The organism is Psychromonas sp. (assembly GCF_041586535.1).
In the GTDB taxonomy this organism is placed as follows: Bacteria; Pseudomonadota; Gammaproteobacteria; order Enterobacterales; family Psychromonadaceae; genus Psychromonas.
The window spans coordinates 1-16,942 of sequence record NZ_JBFGZY010000032.1 but is presented as its reverse complement, the minus strand read 5'-3'; the positions used below and the strand labels follow the sequence as shown (position 1 = coordinate 16,942).

Annotated in this window: 12 protein-coding genes; 10 read left to right on the top strand and 2 right to left on the bottom strand. The window is 43.4% G+C overall.

Annotation, left to right across the window (positions count from 1 at the left end; genetic code table 11):
- The first annotated feature begins 185 nt into the window (after window positions 1-185).
- The 7 genes from ABZA00_RS05470 to ABZA00_RS05440 all read left to right on the top strand — a co-directional run bounded on the left by ABZA00_RS05470 (window position 186) and on the right by ABZA00_RS05440 (window position 11,992).
- On the top strand, window positions 186-1,943 hold the full coding sequence (locus ABZA00_RS05470) for a SulP family inorganic anion transporter (RefSeq protein WP_372881134.1): 1,758 nt from the start codon (window positions 186-188) through the stop codon (window positions 1,941-1,943).
- 384 nt (window positions 1,944-2,327) lie between these two features.
- The gene (gene dnaA / locus ABZA00_RS05465; protein ID WP_372881133.1) at window positions 2,328-3,710 is read left to right on the top strand and encodes a chromosomal replication initiator protein DnaA; all 1,383 of its coding nucleotides are present in this window, start codon (window positions 2,328-2,330) and stop codon (window positions 3,708-3,710) included.
- 171 nt (window positions 3,711-3,881) lie between these two features.
- Window positions 3,882-4,985, top strand: coding sequence for a DNA polymerase III subunit beta (gene dnaN, locus ABZA00_RS05460; protein ID WP_372881132.1), 1,104 nt, complete (start codon window positions 3,882-3,884; stop codon window positions 4,983-4,985).
- Window positions 4,986-5,032: 47 nt separating this feature from the next.
- Entirely contained in the window at window positions 5,033-6,112 is a 1,080-nt protein-coding gene (gene recF / locus ABZA00_RS05455; RefSeq protein ID WP_372881131.1) for a DNA replication/repair protein RecF, read from the top strand.
- Window positions 6,113-6,123: 11 nt separating this feature from the next.
- The gene (gene gyrB / locus ABZA00_RS05450; protein WP_372881130.1) at window positions 6,124-8,553 is read left to right on the top strand and encodes a DNA topoisomerase (ATP-hydrolyzing) subunit B; all 2,430 of its coding nucleotides are present in this window, start codon (window positions 6,124-6,126) and stop codon (window positions 8,551-8,553) included.
- Window positions 8,554-9,321: 768 nt separating this feature from the next.
- Window positions 9,322-11,436: a 5-histidylcysteine sulfoxide synthase gene (ovoA, locus tag ABZA00_RS05445; protein WP_372881129.1), complete on the top strand. Its 2,115-nt coding sequence runs from the start codon at window positions 9,322-9,324 to the stop codon at window positions 11,434-11,436.
- Between the two features lie 208 nt (window positions 11,437-11,644).
- Window positions 11,645-11,992, top strand: a complete 348-nt coding sequence (locus tag ABZA00_RS05440) for a carboxymuconolactone decarboxylase family protein (RefSeq protein ID WP_372881128.1) — start codon at window positions 11,645-11,647, stop codon at window positions 11,990-11,992.
- A gap of 118 nt (window positions 11,993-12,110) precedes the next feature.
- Here ABZA00_RS05440 and ABZA00_RS05435 read toward each other — a convergent pair whose 3' ends face one another.
- A complete protein-coding gene (locus ABZA00_RS05435; RefSeq protein ID WP_372881127.1) occupies window positions 12,111-12,914 on the bottom strand; it encodes a helix-turn-helix domain-containing protein in 804 nt (267 codons plus the stop codon).
- A gap of 169 nt (window positions 12,915-13,083) precedes the next feature.
- Here ABZA00_RS05435 and ABZA00_RS05430 point away from each other — a divergent pair, with 169 nt between their 5' ends.
- Window positions 13,084-13,584: an asparaginase domain-containing protein gene (locus ABZA00_RS05430; protein ID WP_372881126.1), complete on the top strand. Its 501-nt coding sequence runs from the start codon at window positions 13,084-13,086 to the stop codon at window positions 13,582-13,584.
- A 314-nt stretch (window positions 13,585-13,898) separates the two neighbouring features.
- Here the strand turns inward: ABZA00_RS05430 and ABZA00_RS05425 are convergent, their stop codons facing one another.
- Window positions 13,899-14,357, bottom strand: a complete 459-nt coding sequence (locus ABZA00_RS05425; protein ID WP_372881125.1) for an Lrp/AsnC family transcriptional regulator — start codon at window positions 14,355-14,357, stop codon at window positions 13,899-13,901.
- Window positions 14,358-14,511: 154 nt separating this feature from the next.
- Here ABZA00_RS05425 and ABZA00_RS05420 point away from each other — a divergent pair, with 154 nt between their 5' ends.
- Window positions 14,512-15,426 carry a DMT family transporter gene (locus ABZA00_RS05420; RefSeq protein WP_372881124.1) on the top strand — a complete coding sequence of 305 codons (915 nt, stop codon included), beginning with the start codon at window positions 14,512-14,514 and terminating at the stop codon, window positions 15,424-15,426.
- Window positions 15,427-15,446: 20 nt separating this feature from the next.
- Entirely contained in the window at window positions 15,447-16,622 is a 1,176-nt protein-coding gene (locus ABZA00_RS05415; RefSeq protein WP_372881123.1) for an aromatic amino acid transaminase, read from the top strand.
- Window positions 16,623-16,942: the final 320 nt, after the last annotated feature.

Below are 16,942 nucleotides of genomic sequence, written 5' to 3'. Positions count from 1 at the left end.
TTATTCGATAATTAATATCTGAGTTTGATGTTTATTATATTGGCATCTGCTGCGTTTATTTTATAATCGGCAACAGCCTGTCACTATAGGTGAAATGTCTATTTTGCTCTGAGCTGCAGGCTTTATCCCGTACTCAGTAAAATCAGCTACTTTATCCAGTTTTTATTATCAACCGAGGTTACCAATTGAAACTTTCCAGCTTGTATTCTTTAATGCCGGGGCTAGAAGGGCTGATCCATTATCAGCGGCAATGGCTGCGTGATGATGTCCGTGCCGGATTGTCAGTAGCAGCAGTTGCTCTGCCGGTTGCTATTGCTTACGCGCAATTGACCGGTGTAAATGCCGTTGTCGGTTTGTATTCCTGTATTCTGCCGATGCTGGTTTATGCACTATTTGGTAGTTCACGACAATTGATTGTCGGCCCGGACGCGGCGACCTGTGCCGTTATTGCTGCGGTGGTCACGCCGTTGGCAGCAGGGGACTCGGTTAAGCACTGGCAGCTGGTTATGACCATGACCGGCATGACCGGTATTTGGTGCCTGCTGGCAAGCCGCTTTAAGCTCGGGATATTGGCTGACTTTTTATCAAAACCAATATTAATGGGGCTGATAAATGGTGTGGCAATTACCATTATTGTTGGACAATTTTCAAAAATTTTAGGCTTTCATTTTGAACAGCGTTATCTGCTTGAACGTCTCGCAGCCGCGCCGGACTATATTTTGAAGTCGCATTTGCCAACCATCGGGGTAAGCTTACTTGCGGTACTCATCTTTTTAATGATCAAACGTTTCCAGCCTAAATGGCCTGCTGCACTGGCGGTCATGGTAATAACGGCGACGGTCATCTGGAAATTTAATCTGAGTGAATTTGGAATTGATACCGTGGATGAAATTAAGTCCGGTATGTTCAGGTTTCAGGCGCCGATCTTTGATTTAGGCATTGCTCGTGAATTAGTTATGCCGGCACTCAATTTAGCCACGGTGAGCTTTGTCAGCATGATGCTGACGGCGCGTAGCTTTGCAGCAAAAAATGGCTATGACATTGATGCAGATAAGGAGTTCAGAGCATTGGGTATTGCCAATATCGCTTCCGCCTTATCGCAGGGATTTGCCGTGAGCGGTGCAGATTCACGCACTGCAGTTAATGATGCAAATGGCGGTAAAAGTCAGTTAGTCTCCATTATTGCAGCTGTGATCATTGCCGCGGTGGCGTTATTTTTTACCCGCCCGCTGCAATATATCCCAACGGCTGCGCTGGGCGTGGTACTGGTGATTGCATCACTGTCTCTGATTGATGTCAAAACTCTCTGGCAGTTGAGAAAACGTGATAACTCGGCCTTTTTTCTGGCGTTAACCACCTTGCTGTCAGTGTTGTTTATCGGCGTTATTCCCGGAATCACCCTGGCGGTACTGCTCGGCTTGTTCCAATTTTTACGTACCGTGATGCGCCCGACAGATCAGGTATTAGGCCTTGATCATAAAGGAATCATGCGCAGCATTGATAATTCGGATAAAGCTAAGCCCATACACGGTGTGTTTATCTACAGGTTTAATTCACCTCTGACCTATTTTAATGCTTTATATTTTAAACGCCGCTTACTGAACAAACTGGCAGTGGAAGAGGGCGTCGAATGTATCATTATCGATGCTGTACCTTGTTTTACCCATTTAGACTTGAGTGTGATGGCGATGCTTTCAGAGCTGCATAGTGTATTAAAACAACGTGGTGTACGTCTTGTTTTAGCAGGACGTAAACGGCAAATGCTTAAATGGTGTGAGTTAGCGGGAGTGGTAACATCCGATGGCGGGATCCTGATCCGATCGGATCTCTATCTGGCAGTAAAAATGAACCAGATCTATAAACAGGCACTGGCAGAAGGGGAGGCTCCGCTAATACACAAACAATCCAGCGATATGAGCATTTTGCCGCACAGTCTCTTGTAAGATAACAGCTTGTTACTCAGCTCATTTTTAAGCACAAGCAAAAACAAGAAAGTAAGTACTAACTTATTGGCAGTTGATTATTATACAACTTTTATCCTGCCTTTTTTATTTTTAACTTAATCCGGATATTTATATTAATCGACAGAACAGATCTTGTATAATACGTCCTTCCGAGCTTGTCATATAATCTTTCAGTAAATAGAACAAAAACATCATTACTAAAAGTTATATGGCACGCGATACAAAGCAGACAAAGTAATCAACCTTGCAGTTAATGAAGATCAATACAAGGATCTTTTTTATTTATTTTTGCAAGGATCTTGTGGCGAAAAACGGATCTTATCTGTAGAATTATGCGCCCGAATTTAATAACTGGAGTTAGTGATGTCCCTGGCAATTTGGCAAGAGTGCCTAGCACAATTAAAAGAAGAACTGTCAGCGGGAGACTTTAGTACCTGGTTACGGCCTCTTCAGGCTGATTTCAATAATTCAACGCTATCACTGTATTCTCCGAATAAATATACCAGTGAGTGGGTACGTAATAAGTACATGGGGATTATCGAAGATAAGATCCAGACCATGGTGCACCAGGAAGATCCGAATAGATCCATCCAGATTCGCTTAATGGTGGGTAATGCCAGTTCAGCGGCAAAAAAACCGGCTGCACAGTCTGCCGCGCACGCGCAGGCACCTTCCTCAAATCAGCCCTGGGAAGGGGAAAGCAAAGCGAACACTATTACCCATAAAAGTAATTTGATAAAAAAATACACCTTTGAAAATTTTGTTGAAGGTAAATCAAATAACTTTGCTATCGCAACGACCCAGCAAATCGCTGAAAATCCAGGTGATGTCTATAATCCGCTATTTTTATATGCGCATCCCGGTTTAGGTAAAACCCATTTACTGCACGCCGTAGGCAATGCGATCATCGCCGAAAATCCGGAAAGCAAAGTGGTCTACATTCGCTCTGAGCGTTTTGTCCAGGATATGATCAATGCGATCCGCAATAATACCATCGAGCAGTTTAAAGAATATTACGCCTCACTTGATGCGCTGCTGATTGATGATATTCATTTCTTTGCCGGTAAAGATCGTTCTCAGGAAGTGCTTTTCCAGACATTTAACTCGATGCTCGATGCCCACCAGCAGGTGATTTTAACCAGTGACCGTTTTCCAAAAGAGATTGAGGGTATTGATGAACGCCTGCGTACGCGTTTCGGTTGGGGATTATCTATTCCTATTGATCCGCCGGAGCTGGAAACACGGGTTGCGATTTTAATCACCAAAGCGGAAGAGCGTGGTTTGAAACTGCCCGATGATGTGGCTTTCTTTATCGCCAAACGTTTAACTATAACCGATGTGCGTGTTCTGGAAGGGGCGATTGCTAATATTTCGGCAAAAGCGCAATTTACCGGTCAGGCGATCACCATTGCACTGGTACAGGATGCATTGCGCGATATGCTGGCGGTTCATACCAAACAAACCACCATTGATAATATTCAGAAGATAGTGGCCGAACATTATCGTATTAAAACATCAGATATGTCTTCCAAGCGCCGTACACGCACCGTAGCGCGTCCGCGTCAAATAGCCATGGCATTAGCTAAAGAGTTGACTCAGCACAGTCTGCCTGAAATTGGTGAAGCATTTGGCGGACGGGATCACACCACGGTACTGCATGCCTGTCGAAAAGTAGAAGAGCTGCGCCGTGAAAACAACGATATTCAGGAAGATTATAAAATTCTGATCCGTACTCTTTCGATGTAAGCCAGCAGTCTGTCAGTTACTATTTGTATTTTAGTTAAAAAAATCTGAGTTAAGCCATTAATAAGGTGAGTTGGACAATAAACCATTTCATTAATGGCAACCTCCTGTTGATTTAACAGCGTTTAAAATTAACCGGTTATTGAAGATAACGGGTATAAGGTAAGTTTGATTATGCATTTTTCAATTTCCAGAGAAGCATTTCTCCGTCCGTTACAACTTGTGGTCAGCTCTGTTGCGGGCGGGCGTCCGGCACTGCCTATCATGGCTAATATTTTAATTGAAGTTAAAGATAATTTATTAAGCCTGACCGGCACCGATTTGGAAGTTGAATTGATTGCATTGATCCCGCTCGAGCAGGACAGTGAAGATGGTCAGATCACCGTACCAGCACGTAAATTATTGGATATCTGCCGCGGTTTATCCGAGCCTTGCGAGATTAAATTCCAGGTAAAAGATGAAAGAGTGACCATACGCTCAGGCCGTAGTCGTTACTTACTATCATCGTTGCCGGCAGTAGACTTTCCGAATATAGAATCCTGGCAGAGTCTGGTGGAATTAACCGTGCCGCAGGCTGAGTTTAAAAAACTGATCGAATTTACCCAGTTTGCCATGGCCAGCCAGGATGTCCGTTATTATCTTAACGGTATGTATTTTGAGGTTGCCGAGCAGACCCTGCGCAGTGTCGCAACTGACGGACACCGCCTGGCGTCCTGCGCCATTCAGCTGAGCCAACCTATTGAGCAGCAGTCGGTGATCGTGCCGAGAAAAGGGGTGATAGAGTTAGTTAAACTGCTCGATAATGATCAGTCAGAAGTCACTATTCAGATCGGACAGAACAACCTGCGCGCTATTATCGACGGTTTTGTTTTTACCACAAAATTGGTCGACGGACGCTTTCCCGATTACCGCCGTGTTATCCCTAAAAACGGTGATAAAGAACTGATTTCTAACCGTGAATCATTAAAACAGGCTTTTTCCCGCGCTGCGATTTTATCCAATGAAAAGTTCAAGGGGGTGCGTTTGCTCCTCTCTGAAAACCTGCTGCAAATCACCGCTAATAATCCGGAAAGGGAGGAAGCGGAAGAGTATATTGATGTAGAGTATCAATCAGCCAATCTGGAAATAGGCTTTAATGTCAGCTATGTGCTGGATGTTTTAAACACCCTCAAAAGCGACCAGATTAAAATCACCTTCAGCAACTCAGACCACAGTGCATTAATAGAATCTATTGATAGTGACGACTCACTTTATGTTCTTATGCCAATGCGTTTGTAGGGCGAATAAAATTCTAAAAAAGTTATTTTACTCTGCGGGGTGCTGAGATGTCTCTGACTAAATTGAGTATTCATCAATTCCGCAATATCGCCTCTGCCAGCCTCAACTTTAATAGCAAAATAAATGTCATTGTCGGCGCAAACGGCAGTGGCAAAACGTCGCTACTGGAAGCTATTTACTTTCTCGGTTTAGGACGTTCTTTCCGGACCCACTTAACCAGTCGCGTGGTGACCTACGAAGCCAAGGCGTTTACCCTGTTTAGCGAAATCATCCATCATAAAAACCCGATTCCTATTGGTCTGCAGAAAAGCAAAAGCGGCGAGACATTATTAAAAATTAACGGCGCTTACTGCAAAAAATTAGCCAATTTAACCCAGTATCTGCCCGTCCAGCTGATCACCCCGGAAAGTTACAATTTACTCACCGGCAGCCCTAAAAACCGGCGGGCTTTTCTTGATTGGGGGGTTTTCTATCATGATCCGAATTTTTACCCTAACTGGTCCCGTATAAAACGCCTTTTAAAGCAGCGTAATGCCGCTTTAAAGCAATGTAAAACTTACAACGAGCTCCAAGTATGGGATAATGAGCTTTGTGTTTTAAGTGATCAAATCAGTAGTCAACGACAAGCTTATTTTGATTTGTTAATCCCGGTGATAAATCAGACATTACAGGATTTTTTACCCGATTTTTCCATTACCAGCCAGTTCTTTTGCGGTTGGGATAAAAACAACAAATCCCTGCAGCAGTATCTGCAGGATAATTTTGAGCGTGACAAACAACTTGGTTATACCAGCGCAGGCCCGCAAAAGTCGGATCTGCGTTTTAAAGTCAAAGGCGTGCCGGTCAGCGATGCATTATCAAGAGGGCAATTAAAGTTATTTGTCTATGCATTACGATTAGCACAGGGCTTGTTTTTAAATTCTTTTGACAACAAACAGTGTGTTTTTTTAATTGACGATTTTAGTTCTGAGTTAGATCAGGACAGACAACAGATATTAGCAAAGCATATTATAAATTCAGATGCCCAAATATTTGTCAGTGTCATCAAGCAAGAAAATATTGATATGTTATTTGGTCAGGAACGCACCGTGTTTCACGTGGAGCACGGTAAGATTACAGTAGAATAGGTGAAAGTTTTATGACTGAAAAAAGTTATGATTCGTCAAGTATTAAAGTACTAAAGGGGCTGGATGCTGTGCGTAAACGCCCCGGCATGTACATTGGCGATACGGATGATGGCACCGGTTTACATCATATGGTGTTTGAGGTTTTAGATAACTCAATAGATGAAGCACTAGCCGGTCATTGTTCTGATATTGTTGCGACCATTCATACCGATGGTTCCGTTTCCGTGCGCGATGACGGCCGTGGTATTCCGGTTGACATACACAAAGAAGAGGGCGTTTCCGCAGCCGAAGTTATTATGACGGTACTGCACGCGGGCGGTAAATTTGATGATAACTCTTACAAAGTGTCAGGCGGTCTACACGGCGTAGGCGTTTCTGTTGTAAATGCACTTTCTCATAAGCTGCGCCTGACCGTTAAACGCCATGGTAAAATTCATCAGCAGACCTATATTCATGGCGTTCCGGAAGCACCGCTTGCGGTTATTGGTGAATCTGAAAACACCGGTACGGAAATCCGTTTTTGGCCCAGTGAAGAGACATTCTCAGATACCACCTTCCACTACGAAATACTGGCAAAAAGATTACGTGAGCTGTCTTTCTTAAACTCGGGTGTATCAATCAAACTGATTGATAAACGTGAAGAAGATAAACAGGATCACTTCCATTATGAAGGCGGTATTGAAGCATTTGTTAATTATCTGAACAAAAATAAAACGCCAATTCATCAGAAGATTTTCCATTTCACCACCGAACATGAAGACGGCACTAGCGTCGAAGTAGCAATGCAGTGGAATGATGGCTTCCAGGAAAATATCTACTGTTTCACTAATAATATCCCGCAAAAAGACGGTGGGTCGCATTTAACCGGTTTCCGTGGTGCTTTAACACGTACGTTAAACAACTATATGGAAAAAGAGCTCGCTAAAGTGAAAAACGGTAAGAACAAAACCGTCACTGAAGGCGGTGATTCACGTGAAGGTTTAACCGCGGTTATTTCCGTAAAAGTACCTGATCCCAAGTTCTCTTCACAGACCAAAGACCGTTTAGTGTCTTCTGAAGTAAGACCTATTGTAGAAGGTGCAATGAATGAACGCCTGCAGGACTTCCTGCTGGAAAACCCTTCTGAAGCGAAAATAATCACCGGCAAAATTATTGATGCGGCTCGTGCACGTGAAGCTGCACGTAAAGCACGTGATATGACACGCCGAAAAGGCGCCCTGGACTTAGCCGGTTTACCGGGTAAATTAGCTGACTGCCAGGAAAAAGATCCCGCGCTTTCTGAACTGTATATTGTGGAAGGGGACTCTGCTGGCGGTAGTGCCAAGCAGGGTCGTTCGCGTAAAAACCAGGCGATTTTACCGCTTAAAGGTAAAATCTTAAACGTTGAAAAAGCGCGCTTTGATAAGATGCTCTCTTCACAGGAAGTGGCAACCTTAATCACTGCATTGGGTTGCGGTATCGGACGGGATGAATACAACCCGGAAAAAACCCGTTATCACCGCATCATTATCATGACCGATGCGGACGTGGATGGATCTCACATCCGCACCCTGTTGCTGACCTTTTTCTACCGTCAAATGCCGGAACTGATTGAAAATGGTTATATCTACATTGCCCAGCCTCCTTTGTATAAAGTGAAAAAAGGTAAGCAGGAAAATTACATCAAAGATGAAATGGCACTGCAGACTTACTTAACCACCTTAGCAATGGAAAACTCATCACTGCATGTTAATTCTGATGCACCGGGTATTTCCGGTATCGCACTGGAAAGTATGATTCAGCGCTACCGCAGTGTTCAGGAAACAATAAGACGCTTAGCGCGTCGTTATCCATCGGCAATTCTGGATAAGCTTATCTATAAACCGGAATTATCTGCAGAGAGTCTCAGCAATGATGCCGCGGTGTCTGAATGGGCCAATGATGTTGTAGAAACGTTAAATCAGGAAGATTTAGGCGGCACGATTTATAAGACGGAAGTGGTTAAGTCTGAAGATGAAGTTACCAATAACATTATTTTTACAGTGCGTAAGCATGGTGTTGACAGCAAATTTGTATTTGATGAAGAGTTTTTCGGCTCTACAGGTTACAAGTCACTGGTTTCAATAGGTAACGAGATCCATAATCTGCTCGAAGAAGGTGCTTATATAAAACGCGGGGACCGTCAGAAAGAGGTGGATAACTTCATCGATGCAGTTAACTGGCTGATGCATGAATCAAAACGCGGTCTGTATATTCAGCGTTATAAAGGTCTGGGTGAGATGAATCCGGATCAGCTATGGGAAACCACCATGGATCCGGAAGGGCGTAATATGCTGCAGGTAACCGTTGAAGATGCGGTGGGTGCCGACCAGCTGTTTTCTACTCTTATGGGTGATCAAGTTGAACCGCGCCGTGCCTTTATTGAAACCAATGCACTGCGTGTTGAAAATCTGGATATTTAATTAATCCCGTCATCCCCTTTGATTCACACCGTCATCCCCGCGATCTTTTAGGCGGGGATCTTGTTGAATAAATAATGATAAATTTATTCTTGTAGCAACTATACTGAGGTTCTCGATGAAAACATTTCGAGAATGACGGAAAAGTTCAAATTAGAAAGCCAGCTTATCAGCTGGCTTTTTTGATGCAAATGTCAGTTTCTGCGTTTTTACACAGAATTTTTCTCAAACTGATATTCCGCACCTGTTTTAAGAATAAATCTGCCTGTAACGTTCTCCTAAACAGTCAATAATAACTTGCTGCCGCTCCTTCCAATTCACCACCATGGGGGCTTATTCCTCCAAATAAATAACCGTAATACCAATTCCGTTAATTAGATGATCTATTTAGGCGTAGGAAAAATTAATCCGAGTGTCAAAACCACTAAAATAAACTAAATTTAAACGGATAGTTATTTATCACTCTGATTGACTACAGCGGTTTTTCTGACGGAGTTTACCAGGGCCTGTTTATCTTTCATCGCCTTTCCTGCTGGAGGCTATTTTTACTCTGGCAAGGCGGAAAATTTAAGTAATAGCCATCTATAATTAACATTTGACAACGCAGTCAGAGTGAAAAATAGCCCCAGCCTTTTGGATAGAGCATGAAAGTCACACACCCTGTGTTGCTCAAAGCTCATTTAGAATAACTAAACCACACTTTTCGCGTCTTGATTGAGTGATTTTCAGGCACTACAGGTTTGGCGATGAAAGATAAACAGGCCCTAATATATGAGTAATAGATTAATTAAAAATACACGAACTATCCTGCTGACCGGTGCAGATCAGCAGTGTAAACGTCAGGAGCTTAAAGATTATTTTAATCAAACCTGGGCGCTCTATGAATCACTCTTTGAAGTCATCAATAATGATCCGGCCTATTTTAAAAGGGCAGAGCCGCTTCGCCACCCGCTGATCTTCTACTTTGCTCATACGGCAACTTTTTATATCAACAAGTTAAGGCTGGCAAAACTGCTGGAAAGGCGGATAAACGCAGAGTTTGAATCACTGTTTGCGATCGGTGTTGATGAGATGTCCTGGGATGATATTGATGAAACACATTACCAGTGGCCGACGGTCGAAGCTGTGCGCCATTATCGGGATCAGGTTAAGCTGCAAATCAATACATTTATTGATGAAATGCCCCTTACATTACCTATCAGCCAGTCTTCGCCAGCCTGGGTAATTCTGATGGGCATTGAGCATGAACGCATTCACCTTGAAACCTCATCGGTGATTATTCGTCAGTTACCGCTCAACGATGTGACCTCCCATTCTCAATGGCCAGCCTGCACCGAAGCGGGAAAAGCGCAGCCAAACCAACTAATTCCTATTACAGGAAAGACAATTACTTTAGGTAAGCAGAAGGATGATATTACCTTCGGCTGGGACAATGAATATGGCGAACAGCAGTTTCAGGTCGACGATTTTAAAGCCGCTAAATATCTGGTTTCTAATCAGGAATATATGACCTTTGTTGAAGCAGGCGGCTATTCTCAGCCTCGCTATTGGAATAAAGAGGGCAAAGCATGGCTGGCTTACACAAAGGCGACTATGCCGCTATTTTGGCGTTATCGTGACGGCAAGTGGTTACAGCGTAATTTAATACAGGAAATAACATTACCGCTTAACTGGCCCGTTGAAGTTAATCAGTTGGAAGCAAAAGCATTCTGTAACTGGAAAACCGAACAGACTCAAAGAGGTATTCGTCTGCCAAGCGAAGCGGAATGGTATATTTTACGGGAAAATATCGCTGACGATGCACCGCAATGGTCGGAAGTGCCGGGTAATATACAACTGCAGTATTTTGCTTCTTCCTGCCCGGTTAATCGATTCGAATATAACGGATTATGCGATATTATCGGCAATGTGTGGCAGTGGACGGAAACGCCGATAGATGGCCTTAGCGGCTTCGAGGTCCACCCTCTGTATGATGATTTCTCAACCCCGACCTTCGACGGTAAGCACAATCTGATTAAAGGAGGCTCCTGGATTTCTACTGGCAATGAGGCTCTTCGCGCATCGCGCTACGCCTTCCGGCGGCACTTCTATCAGCATGCCGGGTTCCGCTATGTTGAATCAGAGCAAGATCCGGCAGCCATGAGCAAAGTAAATATTTATGAAACTGACCAGCTTGTTTCACAATACCTCGAATTTCACTATGGGGCTGAATACTTCTCTGTGCCCAATTTTTGTGTCAATGCTGTACAGCAATGTCTGCAGGAGATACAACTGATCAACACCGGCAAAGCATTGGATATTGGCTGCTCTGTTGGCCGCGCCACTTTTGAGTTAGCCAAAACCTTTGCTCATGTCGATGGTATTGATTTTTCAGCCCGGTTTATTCAGCAGGCCTATGAATTAAGCGAACATGGTGAAAAACGCTATGCTATCGCTACGGAAGGGGAGCTGGTTGAGTTTAAGAGTATCTCTATAACACAATTGGGTTATGAACTTCTGCTCAATAGGGTCAATTTCATGCAGGGAGATGCCTGTAACCTGAAAGCACAATATTCAGGATATGATCTTATCTATGCGTCAAATCTGATTGATCGCCTCAATGAGCCTAAACACTTTCTTACCAGTATTGAGCAACGCCTTAACAGCGGCGGCTATCTGATTATCACCTCGCCCTATACCTGGCTGGAAGAGTATACGAACAAAGATAAGTGGTTGGGCGGCGTAAAGGTAAATGGTGAGAACTTCACTACCCTGGACGGATTAACTGACATTCTCGGCGCTAAATTTGAACTGATTGCGGTCAAAGAGATCCCCTTTGTTATCCGCGAAACGCAACGAAAGTTTCAGCATACTCTCTCGGAAATGACAATTTGGAGAAAGTGCTAAGGTTTGAACTTTTGGAGGCTGTTTAATACCAAATCCGATAATTATCTATTCATTTATGCTTGTTAAAATGAATGCTAGCTGCGTTATTAATTTTGCAATTAGAACAACTAGTTACTGCAATCAATGCCTTGCTTTCATCGATTTTTCCTACGCCTAAATAGATCATCTAATTAACGGAATTGGTATAACAAACATTAAGGAGAAAGGTATGGCAACTGATAAAGGGGGACTCCCCGGCCATTATCAATCGATAAAACAAAGATATCCCGAGATCAGCGACGCGCTTTCAAATCTGGGCAGCGCAGTACGCAAAGCAGGACCTCTAAATGACAAGACGGGACACCTGATCCAGCTTGCCGCTGCAGCGGCAATTCGATCTGAAGGGGCGGTCCACAGCCACACGCGACAGGCTGTTGACGCAGGCGCAACAGCTGAGGAAATACAGCACGCTGTACTTATTCTCACCAGTACAATAGGGTTTCCAGCGGTGTCGGCTGCGCTAAGTTGGGTAGATGAGGTGTTAGAGCACAGTCATAAGAAAGACAATGCAAGTTAATCGGCACCCGGCGCGTTTAGCCCCCACTGTGGAGCTAAACGCAAAAACCAAGCTTGCTTTCCGGGCAACGTACGATGAAGCAGAAACCCGGAATAACCGTGAGGATGTTTCACCCGTTTTAACTGACAGGCATCCTCTTCCTTTCCTGAGTTTCTTCAGGCGCAGTAAGCCTGGACTTAATATTTCCAGGGATAAGGTCTGAACTGGGAGGGTATAGGTAACAATCTTTTAATCTCTTTTTAAGGCTGATAGCGCTGCCGATATACTCCAGGACGATATGCCGGGTTACAGGCTGTCTTGCTGCGCTTGCAGAAACACCAATTAAAGACCCTTCGAGTATTGATACCTTCTGTTTAAAACTTGGATAAAGAATAATTTCAGCCACTTCATTGCTGGTGATACTTTCATAATCGACCATAAAGATGCGTTCATTTAAAAATAAAGCCAAGCCTTTGTAGTGGCAATAACTTATTGGCCCGCCGTCATCCTGCTCAGCAAGTCGCTCAAAACGTTCATAATAAACAGCATCTTCAATTTTTTTCAGGCTCACCAGTCCACGTAAAATTCGCGTAGGGCAGGACATTGAATAATAATATTCGTAATAGTAGCCGAGGTATTTATCAAGATTACCGGCACTCTTTTCATTCAATATTTTTAATGCGGAACCAACAAGTTGAAAGTTTTTATCGGCAGTTTTATCTGCTGATTTATAACTGGTCTGGAAGGCTTTTTGAGAGAGGTTTAGTTGCGCTTCCGTGGTATTAAAGTAGTCGCATATACGTTTTAAATTGTAGCCTCGCGGATAATTCTCTTCCCGTAAATAGCGATTAAACTGCTGCCGGTTGATAGCAAGATCGCGACAAACACTGGCGATAGAGGGTTGAAATGAACATAGATACCTTAAATTACTGCCTAAACTCATATTTACCCCCTAAAAATACACTATAAAACAACACATTAACCAGCAACCTTCGTAAAGTGAAGCACTTAATGCAAATACTTTAATACCAGTGCACTATTTTACGAAATTTATTTCATAGCGATAATATCTTAGAGTAACAGCCACCGTTAACTTCAAGAAGGGCAGAGTAATGATCTCAACTGCTATTAAAAAAATCCAACTGATTATCACCGGCGGAACAATTGATTCTTATTATGACATCGATAAATGCACTACCATGCCACATCAAAAAAGCGTGCTTGCCGCCTTTTTAGATAAATACGCGAGAATGGGAAGTTCAAAAATAGAGGTCAGCGAAATATGCATGAAAGACAGCCGTGATATTACCAGGGAAGATATCCATGCGGTGTATGATGCGGTTATCGAAAATGAAAACGGCAGGCATGTCGTCACCCACGGCACTTTTACCCTGTTTTCCAGCGCCCGTTATTTACAAAGCTTATTACCGGATAATCACGGACAAGTTATTATTTTTACCGGTTCGATGATTCCACTGGAAGGTTTTTCCCCTAATGATGCCGGTTTCAATCTTGGCTGTGCAACGATCGCAGCTCAGTGCCTGAGCGCTGGTGTGTATATTGCTTTTAATGGGCAGATATATGCACCTGAGGATATGGAAAATCTCCATTAAGGAGTCTGCTGTATATCATCCGTGTACCGGACGAAGAGTGCATTTCTGTTTTTTGAGATTTGGGAACCGGAAGCTGTGCTTGAACAACATGCTGATTCAAAACACTGCAAAGGATTTTTGGCTGCTGGCCAAGAGCTGGTTGAACTATTCACAGTTAATAATATGACGCAAATTCACAGAACCTGAGCAGCAAGCTGGCTTTATCAATCAGCCGTCTTGTTGCACAAAAGCTTCAACAGCCCCAGGTAAATAAATTCAATAAACATCAATTTGTTTCATGTGAAACTTTTTCTATCGGCTTAATTGGGTGCTGCTTAACTCTTGTAAATAGGCAATGGGCTTTTGGTTTTTATTTGCCTTATCGACAGATGGGTATGAATATCTTTAACACTTTTTACTCTGTGCAGCTTTCTGGTAAATAATTCAAATCCAGCCAAATCCGGACTCACAACTTCCAATAGGTAATCGTAAGCGCCGGAAACAATATAGCCGTTAATAACTTCTTTCATGTCAGCAATTACCAGCTCAAATTCATCAATGGACGAAGCCTGATGGCTGTTTAAACTGACCTCAACAAAAAAAGTCATCGCTATGCCTATTTTCGCTTTATTTAAATTAGCCTGATAGTTTACGATGTAACCTTCTTCCTCCAGGCGCTTTAATCGCCTTGCACAGGGGGAGGGGGACAAACCGACTTTATCTGATAAATCTGCAGTCGATAAGCGACCTTCCTGCTGAATAATCATCAGCATGTGCTGATCAATTCTGTCCATGATTAAACCTGGCTAATTAAGTTAACATTAACCGATATATTAGTGGTATCTGCTAATAAATACAATTTTACAGGCTCGTTTGCCAGAATCAATCACTCATTTTGATTGATAATATCTGTATTGATCTTAACCGCTAACTTAAGGATATACCTTTATGGAACAGGCCGAACAAACACCCGAAATTAAGTCAGAACCTTACTTTTTTTCTCCAATGGTAGCGGGTTATTTGGCTATGACGGCTGTATTATTTATCTGGTCCGGTTTTTCACTTACTGTACGTGCGATAAATGGCTCCTCCCTCACAATGGCTGACGTGGCGCTTATTCGATTTGCCATACCAGTACTATTATTGCTACCTATGCTACCGTCTCGCCTTAAAAAAATTAAGCGAATTCGACTCTCTGATCTATTCCTTGTTATGCTCGGCGGTCTACCTTTTTTCTTCTTTGCGGCCCTGGGCGCGAAAACGGCGCCAACAGCCTATATGGGATCAATTCTGGCGGGAACACCACCTTTTTTTGTCGCTATCTTAACCTGCTGTTGCTATCGCCAGGTTATTTCAAAAAAGCAGCTATTCACGCTAACGCTCATTATGAGTGGAGTAATGGTGATGATATTGGGACAGTCGGAAGAAATTTCTGCGGATATCCTGCGCGGTGTTGCATTTTTATTCTGCGGCAGTTTTGTCTGGGCTGGTTTTACACTGGGTATCAGGCGAGCGGGAATCGATGCGATCAGTATCACGATTATCCTGTCCATCAGCTCTTTTTTTATCATACTGGCGCTAATGGCCTCCGGGTTAATGACCAGCAATTTTGGCTCATTTAGTTTATCGGAAGCACTTCCTTTTATTTTGGTCCAGGGGTTAGGAGCAGGTTTTATCGCGATCATTGGTTACTCATATGCAGTGCATCATCTCGGTCCGGCAAAGTCATCCGTCATAGGCTCACTTTCTCCAGGAGTCACCGCCTTGCTGGCCGTTCCCGTTTTCAATGAGCCGCTGTCAATGGCTATTCTAATAGGAATATCCCTTACCACCCTTGGCGTTATTTTATCTAACCGTTCTTAAAAAATATGAAGGAAATAAACATGTTAAGAAAATTACCTCAATTGGAAGCGGATCCTTTATGGAGCCTTCTGCACCAATTTCATGCCGACCAGCGTGAGGATAAGATAGATCTGCTGGTTGGTGTATACCGGGATGAATCAGGTAAAACACCGGTGATGCAGGTAGTGCAGGATGCTGAACAGCAGTTGGCTAATAAAGCGGAATCGAAAGCTTATAAACAACTATCAGGGAACACTAAATTTAATGATCAGATAGCCCAATTTTTACTTGGTAACAGTGAGAAGCTTAATAGTCAGTGCACGATACAAACCGTAGGCGGATCCGGTGCATTAAGGGTATTGGCTGATTTTATTTCCTGTGCGTCTCCACATGCAACGATTTGGAATACCGACCCGGGTTACATCAATCATCAGCCAATAATGGAAGCTTCAGGCTTAAAGGTTGAGCATTTTCGCTGGCAGCAAAAGCAGGGAGAACTCGATATCAATGCCTGTTTCGCTGATCTGAAAGATGCCCGAGAAGGGGATATTATCCTGCTTCATGGCTGTTGTCATAACCCGACGGGCATCGATCCGACGTTAGGGCAATGGCAGGCATTCGCTGATTTTTGTAAAAACAAAGGTGTTATTGCGCTTATAGATATGGCTTATCAAGGATTCGGAGTTAACCCGGAAGAAGATGCGGCAGGGCTAAGGTTGTTTATTGAACAGCTGGATTTGGTCTTAGTTGCGGCCAGCTGTTCCAAAAATATGGGCCTTTATTGTGAACGAACCGGGGCAGCGATGATCGTTACTAATGATTCAAAACAGCTGCAGAATATCCGCATAGTATTAGAGCGCATTACCCGCGCTAATTACTCAATGCCTCCTGAGCATGGGGCAGCCGTTGCTTCCCTTTTGTTTGAGCAACAACAAGCCTGGTTTGACGAACTGACTGAGTGTAGAAGCCGTATTAATGATGTTCGTAAAGCGTTGGGAAGTGCTTTTCTGGAGCTTAATGCGCCACCTTCTCTTCAGGTTATATCCCAACAGAAGGGGATGTTCTCTATGCTGCCATTAACCGCTGAGCAAATGATTCTCTTACGGGAAAGATTTGCCATCTACGGTACAGCGAATGGCAGAATCAATGTTGCAGGTTTACAGAAATCACAAATAAGAACCGTTGCTGAAGCATTAGTCGAGGTAATTGAATCTTAATAGTGATTGTTTTTAGCAGAGACTGTAGCAGCTTTTGAGCAATCAAACCGTTACCCTTTTTAAAGTGACTGTCAGAAGCCAGATCCAAAACAGATTGCTCTGCTGCGTATTTTATCTATTACGGGAGCCTGTTTTGATGCAGGTTCAGCGCAATAGTTATACCCGCCAAATCCCACCGTTATACCCATGTTACTTCAAAATGCTTTGTCAGGCACGAGCTCGGAGACCAGAGCAAGACGCAACATGAGGTAATGGTTATTCCCTTTTCGATTGGTGCAACGCAGCACTGGTTTTCGAGCTAGCGCCCCGTAGGGCAAGGT